The sequence below is a fragment of the Paenibacillus tyrphae genome (assembly GCF_000722545.1).
Taxonomy (GTDB): Bacteria; Bacillota; Bacilli; order Paenibacillales; family NBRC-103111; genus Paenibacillus_G; species Paenibacillus_G tyrfis.
The window spans coordinates 21,767-34,934 of record NZ_JNVM01000021.1 but is presented as its reverse complement, the minus strand read 5'-3'; the positions used below and the strand labels follow the sequence as shown (position 1 = coordinate 34,934).

The following is a 13,168-nucleotide window of genomic DNA, read 5'->3' as shown; positions in this document are numbered from 1 at the left end:
TACGTCGTAGCAACATCATTTCACGGCTCCTCAGGCGTAAATTTAATATTTTCTGAGAAACACAGGCTTAAGCCCCAGCCATTGCTCGCGAACCAACCTTTGGCAGGCCGCAAATAGCCGCTCAATATCCTGTGTGGACGAAGCGAGTACACGCACCGAAAACCCAGAGACGGGAAGCATGGACAGCCCCATTCTGCACGGCACTGTCTCGGCGTCCATGGCCTCATAGAGCTGATCCAGAAAATCCGAAGTCATCTGCTCACCAACGACGATCAGCGACCCGAAATGAGTATACCCCTCCAGCAAACCAATGCCTGTCAGGTCTTGCTCCGAAGGATTCAGTCTCACCTGATCGTATACGGCCAGATCACCGTCTACATAAATTTCCGTCTTCAATCTCAGCTTGTCGTAGCTGAATAATTCGCCATCCGGCGACCATCCCGGTGTTACGATATCACTGAAGATGAGCGTTGAGCCCCGCTCCATCCGAATCGTTGTCTTTTGCTTGTACTGTGCATGCCGGTAAGCAATGAGCGGATCGGGCACATATTCAAGGAAGCTGCCCTTTTTCATCCGGATTTCCATATCCTGAACCGGCGCCGTATTTCGGGTCTTGTATACTTTGGTCGACGATTGGGTCGTGAGCAGCAGTTTGGCGTCTTCGGCGAGCTCGATATCCAGCTTGTACCGGTCACCGTCCACATACCCGCCACCCGGATTTAAAATATAGTAATGCGGCTGTCCGGATTCATCGGGATACAGTGGGCGAGTCAGCTTGAATGCATTTTCATAGTACAAATCCGTCGCTATGGTCTTCCCATGCTTAGGAGCAACCGCCAGCCGCAGATATCCCGTCCATTTCATTGTTATTCCAAGCCTGCCAGCATAGCATTGTCCTTGATCCATTGGATTACTTCATCAAGACCCTGGTTGTCCTTCAGATTGGTGAATACAAACGGCTTGTTCCCCCGGAACGTATGGGTGTCCTTAGCCATCACTTCCAGGCTTGCGCCGACGTAAGGCGCCAAATCGATCTTGTTGATAATGAACAGATCGGATTTGATCATGCCCTGTCCGCCTTTACGCGGAATCTTCTCGCCTTGCGCCACGTCGATAATATAGATGGAGAAGTCTACCAGCTCAGGGCTGAACGTCGCCGCCAGGTTGTCGCCGCCGCTTTCCACGAATATAAGCTGAACCTCCGGATGCCGCTTCACAAGCTCATCAATGGCCGCGAAGTTCATCGACGCATCCTCCCGGATCGCGGTATGCGGGCAGCCGCCTGTCTCCACGCCAATGATCCGGTCTGTCGGCAGCACGCCGTTTTCCATCAGGAACTTCGCATCTTCCTTGGTGTAAATATCGTTGGTGACGACAGCCATGCTAATGTCTTCGCTCATGTACCGGGTTAATTTCTCGACAAGCATGGTTTTTCCGGCGCCGACAGGACCGCCGACTCCGATTCTGATTGCTTTCATATCCGTTCCCTGCTTTCTGTGATGGTATGATGTTAATGCCGATGCCTCTAGGACATAAACAATCGCACGTGCAAACGCTCATGGATCATTTGCGAGCATTCAAGGCCCGGTGATGCGATGCCCAGATCGTCCGGCTCTAATTGTCCGATTCTGTCCAGCGCCTGGGACAGTTCTTCCTGAAGCTCATGAATGAGCTGCTGCCCGTCGGTTTGCCCAAGCGGAATGCCTCTGACGCCATTTTGAATTAAACTGGTCGTGCATGAGAATAAGTAAGACAGCAGCGCCTGGGATGGTGAAATTTCAAAATGCCTTGCCAGCAGAGCGAATACAATAGCCGGATGACCGAAGGAAAGCCCTTCCCGGACCCGCCGCTGGTAGTCAGCCAGAGAAGGCGCCTGGTACAGATCGTTGCCAAGCTTCAGCATCCGCTCCCCCATTCGCTGGCTCGCCTCTCGAACCTCCCTCGGAAGAAGCTGGGCGAACAGGATGCGGTCAATCTCCCAGACCTTCTCCGGCTCGCCCGCCTGAAGCGCTTCGGATACAAGGCGGAAAGCCAGCCCATCTGAGTAGATGAGCTGCTCCCGAATGTAGACTTCAAGCCACTTTTTGAAGCTGTGTTTGTCCGTAACCTTGCCTTCCTGCATGTACGTTTCCAGCCCAAAGGAATGACTGAACGCCCCGGTCGGCAAATTCGAGTCACACCATTGAAGCAAAGTAAGCCATTGCTTATCCATGGCTGTGGCCGATATGGCGGAATGCCCGCTTGACCTGCCTCTTCTCGCGGGAAAATGGAATGCCCTGCTCCTGCAGAAGCTCTTCCACCAGATAATCATATTGGATCAGCATCGCATCTCCTTCGAATTGAGCCGGCAGATGGCGGTTACCAAGCTTATGGGCAATATCGCCCATCTCCTGCAGTGTCCGCGGACGGATGACAAGAAGATCATCCGGAACCACATCGATCATGATGAGGTTATGATCATCCATGTACAGAATGTCTCCGGCTACGAGGTCTTTCGCTTCCTTCAAGCGAATGCCCAGCTCCTTGCCATGGTCGGTTGTCACGCGTTGGATTCTTTTTACCAGATCGCTGCTTTCCAGATATACTTTTTCAATATGACGCTTCTTCAGCTCTTCGCCGCTTAGCAGATCGACATGGGTTACAACTTGTTCAATAATCATCGGGTTCACCTCAGAATAGGAAATAGCGCTGAGCCATCGGTACAACATCAACGGGCTCGCAGGTCAACAGCTCGCCGTCCACGCGCACCTCATACGTTTGCGCATCAACCGTGATCTCCGGCGTTTCGGCGTTATGCTTCATATCTTTTTTGCTTACATGGCGAATGCCGTGAACCGGCAGCACCATTTTTTGCAAGCCCAGTTTCTCATGAACGCCAAGATCATAAGCTGCCTGGGATACAAAGGTGATGGAGCTGCTTTGCAGCGCTTTGCCGTAGGATGCAAACATAGGGCGGTATAAAATCGGCTGCGGCGTCGGAATGGAGGCGTTAGCGTCTCCCATCAGGCTGTGGACGACCATGCCGTTCTTCATGACCATCTCCGGCTTCACCCCGAAAAAGGCCGGTTCCCAGAATACGAGGTCCGCAATTTTACCTTCTTCGATGGAACCTACATAGCTGCCGATACCTTGAGCGATAGCAGGGTTAATTGTATATTTGGCTACATACCGCTTGACCCGCTCGTTGTCGCCAACACCGACATCTCCCGGCAGCTTGCCTCTTTGCTTCTTCATTTTGTCGGCGGTCTGCCAGGTCCGCATAACGACTTCCGCTACCCGGCCCATCGCCTGAGAATCGGAGCTCATAATGCTGATAATGCCAAGATCATGCAGTATATCTTCGGCAGCGATCGTCTCTTTGCGTATCCGCGAATCGGCGAAGGCGATATCTTCAGGCACCTTGGGGCTTAGATGATGGCAGACCATCAGCATATCCAGATGCTCGTCGATCGTATTGACCGTGAACGGACGGGTCGGATTCGTTGAGGCGGGGAGGACATTGGCATAACCTGCCATCTTGATAATATCCGGGGCATGTCCGCCTCCGGCACCTTCCGTATGGAAAGTATGGATGACACGGCCATTAATCGCAGCAATCGTATCCTCGACAAAGCCGAACTCATTCAGCGTATCGGTGTGGATCGCCACCTGAACATCATATTCGTCTGCGACACGCAGCGCATGATCGATGGTTGAGGCCGTAGCGCCCCAGTCTTCATGGATTTTCAAGCCGATCGCTCCGGCACGCACCTGCTCGGCCAGCGGCTCTTCGGCTGATCCGTTCCCTTTGCCCAAGAAGCCGACATTGATCGGGAAACCTTCCGCAGCTTCAAGCATACGATAGATGTTCCACTCTCCGGGTGTACACGTCGTCGCCTTCGTGCCTTCCGCAGGGCCTGTCCCTCCGCCGATCAGCGTAGTCACACCGGAAGATAGGGCAGCTTCGACTTGCATCGGGTTAATAAAGTGGACATGGGTATCGATGCCGCCTGCCGTTACGATTTTGCCCTCGCCGGCAATGATTTCGGTCCCTGCACCGATGATAAGGTCCACGCCATCCATCACCAAGGGGTTGCCGCTTTTGCCGATGCCGGCAATTTTCCCGTCGCGGATGCCAATATCCGCTTTATAGATCCCGGTATAGTCCAAGATAATCGCATTGGTTATGACGACATCCATAACACCTTCTGCGCGCACCGCCAGCGGATGCTGTCCCATACCGTCGCGTACCGACTTCCCGCCGCCAAATTTAGCTTCTTCCCCGTACTGTGTATAATCTTTTTCGATCTCAATGAACAGCTCTGTATCCGCCAAACGGACGGCATCTCCAGTTGTCGGTCCGTACATATCTGCATATTGTCTTCTTGACATACTGAAACTCATCATTATTCCTCCCTTATACTTCTGCTGTAAACTGTGCGATGCTGACCGCGTACGTCTATCTGTTCACTGAGCCTTCGGTTTTGTTATTGAATCCATACACACGGCGTTCTCCGGCAAAGGGGATCAGCTCTATCTTTTTTGAATCGCCGGGCTCGAAGCGCACGGCTGCACCGGCCGGGATGTTGAGCCGCATGCCAAATGCAGCTTCCCGATCGAACTCGAGAGCTGTGTTTACTTCGTAGAAATGGTAATGAGAGCCTACCTGAATAGGACGATCCCCCGTGTTAAGCACCTCGAGGGTGATACTCTTTTTTCCCGCATTGCAAATGATGTCATCATTCCGCAAAATATATTCCCCTGGGATCATATCCATTTCTCCTTCTCTTCTGAATGATGGATGGCTAGATAAAAACTATTTGATCGGTTCATGAACCGTTACAAGCTTCGTCCCGTCCGGGAAAGTAGCTTCCACTTGCACGTCATGGATCATTTCGGGAACACCTTCCATAACATCCTCACGCGATAGCACCTTCGTGCCCTCTCTCATAAGCTCCGCAACGGTTTTCCCGTCCCGCGCTCCTTCCAGAATTTCATAAGTGATCAACGCAATCGCTTCGGGATAATTCAGCTTAAGCCCTCTCTCCTTCCGGCGCCTTGCCAAGTCAGCCGCTACCACAATCATTAATTTCTCTTGCTCTCGAAGCGAGAGTTTCATAATTCAATCCTCCTTGTAGGAATTGTGTGATGTTGAGCCTGATTGGTGCGTTTTTCCTGCGGAACAAGATTATTCTAGCGCAGTGACATTAAAATTAGATTAATGGCATATTATTCTATGGTTAAATATTTACACTTAAATTAATATTTTCGTTTTTTCGACACAAAAGAGGTGCCCTCAGCCATTTTCATAGCTTTGGGGACACCTGTGTAGAGATAATAAAGTTGTAAACTGGTAGCCATTTTGTACAATAATCGTATTAAGCTAACTGTTAGAATGTTTGTAATAGGGGGGGGAATTTCATTGATTGAAGTAGATAATGCGGTATTAAATAATATTGCTTGGTGTGGGATTGTTTGTGAGTCACATGGATTAATTCAAATTTCAAGTGAACGTGTATGGGGATTGCGTTCTAAAGCACCCGAACTATACCCCGATATCATTACTTCAAGCAGGCATACAACAAGTGATGAAGTTCATCGTTTTATTGGTAATCGAGAAATATTCAGTATAAAAGATAGTTTTGCTAATCTTAATATGGTGCCATATGGTTTTACAGTATTATTTGATGCAGAATGGATTTGTCATGACCCGGTTGCTGATGTTGATCACGTTCAATCAGAATGGACCGTTGTATCAACTGAAGAAGATTTAGCAAAGTGGACCTGCGCAAGCGGATTGCAGAAAGTATTAAAACCAAAGCTATTAGAGCGGAAAGATGTGAAACTCTTTTTGCACGAAAATAATGGTGAACTATCGGGATTCATTGTTAACTTGAGTGCCAATGCAGTGGGGATATCGAATGTATTTTCAAACACCAATAAAAACATTTGGTCAGATATTGCTCCAATTGTTTCAAGCTATTTCCCTGGGATACAGATGGTTGGATATGAAAACGGTGATGATCTTACAGCAGCTCTCTTATCTGGGTGGGCATCCATAGGTCCACTTCGTGTTTGGATGAAATCACACGACTGTTCCAATTGAGTTCATATGGGGGATGAATGGGGTGGCCTCGCTAGAAGACCGGAACTCCTTATACCATAAGAGATTCCGGTCTAATACTTTAAAAGCTTACTTGAAATTATCTGTTATGCTTGCCGACGTATCCTTGCGTCGGTTACTGCTTGATCTCGTGCCCTTTCAACGGATTGTAATTCGGATCCAACAAGCGTGCCGCGGGTTCCAGAGGATACATGCTGGCGTAGCGGACTCCGAGCTCCGATGTTTCCCACACGTAGAACCGGCCGTCCTCCTTCTTGCTCAGCGCATACAACACAAACCGATGCTGGCTCCGGAAATACGAAGTGTCCGATGGTTTTGTCTTATACAGCACATGCCCCACCACATAATACAGTCGGACAGTATCCGTGCTGGCTAAAAGGTTGACTGGCGCTATTTTTGTTCCGATAAAAGTCAAGTCCTCAGGGAACAGTTGGTACTCCAGCTCGGATTTTTTAAACTGTTCGGCCATCGGGATCCTGTTGGAGTTCAGGGAGGCAGGGTCGTTGGTTGCTTCATAGGCTTTCATATCCTCGGCATTCATGGCGGATAACCTTGCCTCAAGCAGTTTGCTAACCTCGCTCTTGTCCTTATCGGTAAAAGGTTCAAGTTCATAGCCGTCTTTGGAAATTTCACCGTCCCAGTAGGGGTCAAGTTGGGAGAAATCATTCCCTTCCATCTTCCAATCGCCATCTGTCGTCCGGACCAGCACGTAATACGGCTCGCGCTTTCGCAGTTTTGAACCGATCCGGTACTGCTCTGAAACGGTGACGATTGCCATTCGATCGGTCATGTGAAGAAAGGCCATCTTCTCTGGTGTGACGTCTATTGGATGCGCCTGGAGATAGTCGGCGTTAGCCTTAGCAGCCTTCTGGTCGCTTGTATCACTGATCGTGCTCAGGTAGAGGCCGGCATCTCCCTCACGAATCGCCTTCAGGTGAGCTGCGACCGTCGAAGCAATCTTGGACTCCTCACTCAGATCCATGCCTGCGGGAGGAGAGAGGCTGAGCCATCTTCCTTCTTCAAAATATTTTAGCTCGATTTGGCCGGCGCCGTTCGCTTCGACGACAAAACCAGGATCAGGCTCGTTCATCTCATTGGGATTGGGGACCGGATATTGCTGAAGCAAGCGGTTCTCGTACACGACTCGAATGTGTACTTCCTTCGCCCATTTTGATACTTTTCGATACAAAGACATCGCTGTTTCGGGCAAGCGTTTTTCGGCAAGGGATATGTACTGAGCAAACGGATGGCTCGCCCCTGCGGAGGAGCTGGACTTCAGACGACCGTCATTTAGCTCGATCGTAAACGTGATCGAGCGTTTTTGTTTGTCAAAGTCCATCGTTAGATTATGGTAGGGAAGCACACCTTGCTCTTCGTACGAATCGGGCTTGAGCATGTCGGTCAGCGCCTCCCCGAGTGTTTCGTCTGTAATATCTTGAATGAATACCGTTTTCGATGCGGCGTCCCACTTCACACGCATGCCCGAAACTTCACCGACAAACCGCAAAGGCACATAGGCGCTGCCATCGATCAAGCGCGGCGGCAAGGACAAGGGAATTATTTGTTGATTGTCCAAAGACGCATAGGGCAAATCTATTCCCATATCCAGTGTTTTGCCTTGTTTTTCCGCGGAAATGAACTGCATTTTCGGAAACCATTCCACACGGTACCCGAGGTTTTCGAACAAAGTGCGCATGGGGACGAACACCGAACCGTCGATGAGCACCGGGTCCGTAGGAAATGTAATTCGCTCGCCGTCCAGGATGACCTCGATCCGCTGTTCTTCCGCATGAGCCGTTCGCAGCGAATCCTCAAGCATGACCGACATCAGGAAAATGATAAGTATAACAATATATCGCCGCATTTTTCTTGACCCGCCTATTCTTTTTTTGTCGAAGTTTGACATGCTAAACTATTTTCGACAAATTACCAAAAATTCCTTCACAGCTTGTTTCCCCCTCTTCCCCCCCCTGCTTTTTTTAAGGTTCCTGTAAGGTTCCTATTAAAACGCTGTAAGGTACGGCGAACTATAATCGTTCTTGTAGAAATACAAGGAGGATTGCTTTATGAAAACTATCTTACAAGCAAGCAACGTTCAAAAAATATACGGCACGAAGGAAAATCAATACAAAGCGCTGGAAGATATCGATCTGGAAGTGAAGGAAAGCGAGTTTATCGGCATCATGGGGCCTTCGGGGGCAGGGAAATCCACCTTGCTCAATATTTTGTCCACCATTGATACCCCGTCGTCCGGTGAAATCGTCATCGCCGGTCAAAATATCGTCAAGATGAACGAGGAACAATTGTCGGACTTCCGCCGCAATCAGCTCGGCTTTATTTTTCAGGACTATAACCTTCTCGATACGCTGACGGTCAAGGAAAATATCCTGCTGCCGCTTGCCCTATCGAAAGTTCCGGTCAAGGAAATCGAAGCGCGCGTCCATGAAATCGCCGATACGTTCGGCATCCGGGACATTCTCGACAAATATCCCTATCACATCTCCGGGGGCCAGAAGCAGCGGACGGCCGCGTCGCGCGCTATTGTCGCCAATCCGAGCTTGATCCTCGCGGACGAGCCGACGGGCGCATTGGATTCGAAATCGGCCACCAGCCTGCTCGAAAGCTTGACTCTGCTCAACGAACGGCATCGATCGACGATCATGATGGTCACGCACGATGCGTTCGCCGCAAGCTTCTGCAAACGAATCGTATTTATTAAAGACGGCAAAATGTATGCCGAAATTCATAAGCTCCAGCAATCGCGGCAGGAGTTTTTCCAAAAAATATTGGATGTCCTCGCTTCGCTTGGAGGTGGGCAGTAAATGACGTTAGTTCAGCTTGCCGGAAAAAACATCCGGAAAAACTTCACCAACTACTTTCTGTACTTTGCTTCGATGATTTTCAGCATCGTCATCTACCTTACGTTCGTTTCGTTAAAATACGATTCGACGATCTTGGCCACGTCGGACACGTCGCCCAAAATCAGCTCCGCCTTTACCGGGGCTTCGGCGGTTTTAATGATTTTCGTCGCCATTTTCATCTGGTACTCCAATGCCTTCTTCACCCGCAAGCGTAAAAAAGAAGTCGGCCTGTACTCGCTGCTCGGTGTGCGGAAGAAGCAAATCGGCCGGATGCTGTTCTACGAAAACTTGATGATGGGCCTCTTGGCTCTCGTGATCGGCATCCTGCTCGGGTCGTTATTGTCCCGAGGATTTGTGACGCTTTTGATGAAGGTCATGGGCTATGACGCGATGGCGAATTTTCATATTTCGCTGCAAGCGGTAATCAATACGATCATCGTATTCACCGTGATTACCGTCATTACGTCGTTCCACGGGTACCGATTGATTTACCGGTTCAAATTAATCGAGCTGTTCCAGGCGGACAAAGAAGGGGAGCAAGAACCGAAAGCCTCCTTGGTGATGGCGCTGTTAGCCGTACTGTGCATTGGCATCGGCTACTGGCTGGCGCTTCAAAACATATTGGACTCCACCGCTTGGCGAAAAATGGGCTTCATGGTGACGCCGCTCGTGATTGTTGTCGCCGTGATCATCGGCACTTATTTATTGTACAGCACCTTCATCGTGTACCTGCTGAAGATGGCCCGGAAAAACAAAAAAAGATTTTGGAACGGCGTCCAACTCATCAGCACTTCCCAGCTTCTGTACCGCATGAAAGGAAACGCACGCACGTTAACGATCATCGCCGTCCTGAGCGCAACGACACTGACGGCCGTCGGAACGGCGTACAGCTTTTATTACAACAACCGAAGCAGCGTCGCACTTGCCGATCCGAACAGCATGATGTTTATCGCGAACGATCAACGCATAGCAAATGAAGTCCAAGACCGGATTTCGCGCGATAAGAAGCATGAGGTTGTTTATCATGAGCGCATTCCGGGCCTGCAGATGAAGGTAGATATTACGAGCCTTAACAGTAAAATTTCCAGCGATATCGTGAGCTATACCCTCATTTCCAATACAGCTTTTAACAAACTGGCGGAAGTCCAGCAACGAAAAGATTCGCTGTCGCTGCAAGGACAAGAAGCGGCCGTATTGGATGCGGGGTATTACGAAGGGCTGTCGCCCGAATACGTAGGCTCGACGGTGTCCTTGAAGGCGAAGGAGCATGCGGAGAACGTTACCTTCACAAGCTTGAAGCGGTACAACGTCCTCAATCTTCGGACAGCGAATACGACAGTCGTCGTCAGCGATGAGGTTTTTGCCAGATTGCAAAAGGAAACCCCTCTCGTGAATATGGAAGCTTACAAGATTACGCACGAGGACGACGCGAAGTCATTAACGAGCGAGATTCAATCCATGCTGCCGCGGGAAGCGCACTTTTCCAGCTTCTACACGGATTATGCCGCCGGTATGGAATCAAGCGGGCTCATCATTTTTATGGGCGGGTTCCTGGGGTTAGTTTTTCTCGCCGCCACGGGAAGCATCATTTACTTTAAACAGCTCACGGAAGCCAACGCGGACAAGGACCGTTACGTCATTTTGCACAAAATCGGCGTGAATAAAAGAGAAATTCGCAAATCGATCGCCAAACAAATCTTATTCGTCTTCGCCCTGCCGTTAATCGCGGGAATCGCGCATTGCACCGTCGCATTAACTGCTTTATCAAGACTGATTCAAACGAATCTGGTGATTCCCGTCTTGATCTGCATAGGCGCTTACGCCTGCATGTACATCGTTTATTACTTTTTAACCGTCAACACCTACTACAAAATCGTAACCAAATCGAATGCATAACATGGAACGGGAGAGGACCTATGAAAAAACTCATCATTTCTTGCATTGTCATCGCGGCTCTTTTAGTCGGAGGCTTATTCTTCCTACAGAACGTCAATCTGAACCGGCTAGGAGCGGACGTCTATTATACGCAGGTTCAAGGGCAAGGAAAGAAGCTTGAAGATAAAATCGATAACGGAGAAATCATGGTCAGATACGAATACGAGCTGCCGGCTTTTGATAAAAATGGGCAGCAAAAGACGTTTAAGTTCTCCGCCCCGAAGCAGCTTCGGGAGAAAGCGTACCTCAGTTTGTTTGTGAAGGACGGAAAAGGCGTGACCTCCTACGAGGAAGTAACGAAAGAAGAGCTTCCCGGGAAAGCAAGTCAGCAATTGCAGTAAATCGAACGATCGTAAGGAGCCAACCACTATGAACCCATCCATCCCACAGCAAGAAAGGATCGCAGCCCTAGATATCATTCGGGGGCTTGCGTTATTCGGAATCTTGTTTATCAATATCAAAGGATATATCGTCCTCACCGAAGGGATGATCATACCGGAGTACACCGGAATTAATCAAGTGATCGACACCCTGATTCTCATGCTCGTGGAAAAGAAATTTTTCTCCATCTTCTCATTCCTGTTCGGCGTCGGATTTTACATCTTCGCCTCGCGCGCCGAGCGCCGGGGGGACAAGCCGCTTTGGCGGTTTGCCCGCCGCTTGCTAGTGCTCCTCCTCATCGGCATTATTCATGCCTTTATCTTCTGGGGCACCATCCTGCCGGGTTACGCGTTGATCGGTCTGCTTCTGCTTCCTTTCTACCGGGCCAAGGTGACGACGATCCGCAATTGGCTTGGCGGAATCGCCGGAGTGTACTTGCTTGCGCTCATCTCGAAACTGGCTCTGGGAGCCGCAGTTCCGCTATCTAGCGTGGTCGATTTTGTGATCTCCGATATGACTTTAATCTTCATCATGTTCTTGGCCGGATTTCTGGCGGCGAAGGCCGAGTGGATCAGACGGATCGGAGAATTGAAAAAGCGGCTTCGCTTGGTGCAGCTCGGGTCCTTACCGGTCTTTGCCGGGTTGTCGGTCTGGATCTGGACGGCCGCTCAGCATGGAACGGATGACTTGAAGCTCATCATTTCCTTGAGCGCCATTCCCGGGGTCTTACTGTATGTCACATCGATGTTTCTGCTGCTTGAGCACCGGACAGCCCGGATGATCCTTCAGCCCTTCGCACGGGTGGGCCAGATGGCGCTGACCAATTATGTCGCGCAAAGCTTAATCGGATCGTTGTTCATCTCGCTCATGGGCCTGGAGACGGTATCTCCCGTCAATGTGGTCCTCATCGCCTGCCTGATTATGATCGTGCAGCTCGTCTACAGCAGCCTGTGGTTCCGCTATTTTAAGATGGGCCCGTTGGAAAAAGCATGGCGGTTCATGACGTACGGCAAAAAACAAACCGCCAAATAAATCCCGATAATGCGCAAAAAAGCCGATGCAGCATGGCTTTCTTGCGCATTTGTTTCATACCCGCTTGATAAATGAAAAAAAGTGCCGCATACTCACACATAAACAGTGGTACATTAAACCTTTCCCTTCCCAGGAGGCACGATGACATGTCGATCAATAAAAAGGTTTTGATTATAGACGATGAGGAAGCGATTTTGAAGCTTGTGGCAACCGTTCTGCGCAAAGAAGGCATCGAGCATGTCATCACGGCCGCGACGGCGGAAGACGGATTCGCTCAATTCCAGCTTAAGCAGCCAGATCTGGTGCTGCTGGACATTATGCTGCCGGATGGGGAAGGCTATGACGTGTGCAGGCAAATTCGAGCGATCTCGAAGGCTCCAATTTTATTCCTATCGGCCAAGACGGAGGAAATCGACAAAATTTTAGGCTTTGCCATCGGCGGCGACGATTATATCACCAAGCCGTTCAGCCCCAAAGAGCTGGCTTACCGCGTCAAGGCTCAATTGCGCCGAGCCGATTACATGCTGCCGGAGGCTGTGAAGGATACTGTCTTAACGGCGGGCCCTTTTGCATTAAACGAACAAAAAGCAGAATTGTTAAAGAACGGGATTAGCATTGAATTAAAGCCGAAAGAGCTCGGATTAATGAAGTACTTCCTCCAGCACGTCAATAAAGTGATCAGCAAAGAAAGGCTTTACGACGCTGTCTGGGGGGAGGATTTTATCGGCATCGACAATACGGTTATGGTCCATATTCGGAGGCTGCGGGAAAAGATTGAAGAGCAGCCTTCGCAGCCTCGCTATTTAATTACCGTCAAAGGCTTGGGCTACAAACTGGCCGTAGAGGATGAATAGGT

14 protein-coding genes are annotated in these 13,168 nt (G+C 49.9%); 6 read left to right on the top strand and 8 right to left on the bottom strand.

The features are described from left to right. Positions 1-42: 42 nt before the first annotated feature. Genes ET33_RS24125 through ET33_RS24095 form a run of 7 tightly spaced genes read right to left on the bottom strand, consistent with a single transcriptional unit; the run spans position 43 to position 5,098 of the window. On the bottom strand, positions 43-864 hold the full coding sequence (locus ET33_RS24125; RefSeq protein ID WP_036687905.1) for an urease accessory protein UreD: 822 nt from the start codon (positions 862-864) through the stop codon (positions 43-45). A gap of 2 nt (positions 865-866) precedes the next feature. Next, positions 867-1,478, bottom strand: coding sequence for an urease accessory protein UreG (ureG, locus tag ET33_RS24120; protein ID WP_036687902.1), 612 nt, complete (start codon positions 1,476-1,478; stop codon positions 867-869). A 47-nt stretch (positions 1,479-1,525) separates the two neighbouring features. Beyond that, complete coding sequence (locus ET33_RS24115) at positions 1,526-2,212, bottom strand: urease accessory protein UreF (RefSeq protein WP_036687900.1); 687 nt, start codon at positions 2,210-2,212, stop codon at positions 1,526-1,528. Beyond that, a complete protein-coding gene (gene ureE, locus ET33_RS24110; RefSeq protein WP_036687897.1) occupies positions 2,205-2,660 on the bottom strand; it encodes an urease accessory protein UreE in 456 nt (151 codons plus the stop codon). The genes ET33_RS24115 and ureE overlap by 8 nt, the downstream gene beginning before the upstream one ends. Before the next feature lie 10 nt (positions 2,661-2,670). Continuing rightward, positions 2,671-4,383 (bottom strand): urease subunit alpha, encoded by a 1,713-nt coding sequence (ureC, locus tag ET33_RS24105; protein ID WP_036687894.1) that lies wholly within the window; start codon positions 4,381-4,383, stop codon positions 2,671-2,673. Between the two features lie 55 nt (positions 4,384-4,438). Continuing rightward, the gene (locus ET33_RS24100) at positions 4,439-4,750 is read right to left on the bottom strand and encodes an urease subunit beta (RefSeq protein WP_036687891.1); all 312 of its coding nucleotides are present in this window, start codon (positions 4,748-4,750) and stop codon (positions 4,439-4,441) included. A 45-nt stretch (positions 4,751-4,795) separates the two neighbouring features. Continuing rightward, positions 4,796-5,098 carry an urease subunit gamma gene (locus tag ET33_RS24095; protein WP_010500693.1) on the bottom strand — a complete coding sequence of 101 codons (303 nt, stop codon included), beginning with the start codon at positions 5,096-5,098 and terminating at the stop codon, positions 4,796-4,798. A gap of 303 nt (positions 5,099-5,401) precedes the next feature. On the opposite strand from ET33_RS24095, the gene ET33_RS38565 reads away from it, so the two are divergent. Further along, positions 5,402-6,085, top strand: coding sequence for a hypothetical protein (locus ET33_RS38565; RefSeq protein WP_152570694.1), 684 nt, complete (start codon positions 5,402-5,404; stop codon positions 6,083-6,085). Between the two features lie 133 nt (positions 6,086-6,218). Here the strand turns inward: ET33_RS38565 and ET33_RS24090 are convergent, their stop codons facing one another. Continuing rightward, positions 6,219-7,922 (bottom strand): copper amine oxidase N-terminal domain-containing protein, encoded by a 1,704-nt coding sequence (locus ET33_RS24090; RefSeq protein WP_161783565.1) that lies wholly within the window; start codon positions 7,920-7,922, stop codon positions 6,219-6,221. Between the two features lie 247 nt (positions 7,923-8,169). Between ET33_RS24090 and ET33_RS24085 the strand changes: the two genes are divergently transcribed. From ET33_RS24085 to ET33_RS24065, 5 genes are all read left to right on the top strand, one after another. Next, positions 8,170-8,925, top strand: a complete 756-nt coding sequence (locus ET33_RS24085; protein ID WP_036687883.1) for an ABC transporter ATP-binding protein — start codon at positions 8,170-8,172, stop codon at positions 8,923-8,925. Then, entirely contained in the window at positions 8,926-10,860 is a 1,935-nt protein-coding gene (locus ET33_RS24080; RefSeq protein WP_036687881.1) for an ABC transporter permease, read from the top strand. It abuts the gene before it with no gap. A 20-nt stretch (positions 10,861-10,880) separates the two neighbouring features. Further along, a complete protein-coding gene (locus ET33_RS24075; RefSeq protein ID WP_036687877.1) occupies positions 10,881-11,240 on the top strand; it encodes a YxeA family protein in 360 nt (119 codons plus the stop codon). Positions 11,241-11,268: 28 nt separating this feature from the next. Beyond that, positions 11,269-12,312, top strand: a complete 1,044-nt coding sequence (locus ET33_RS24070) for a DUF418 domain-containing protein (RefSeq protein ID WP_036687875.1) — start codon at positions 11,269-11,271, stop codon at positions 12,310-12,312. 146 nt (positions 12,313-12,458) lie between these two features. After that, complete coding sequence (locus ET33_RS24065) at positions 12,459-13,166, top strand: response regulator transcription factor (RefSeq protein WP_036687873.1); 708 nt, start codon at positions 12,459-12,461, stop codon at positions 13,164-13,166. Positions 13,167-13,168: the final 2 nt, after the last annotated feature.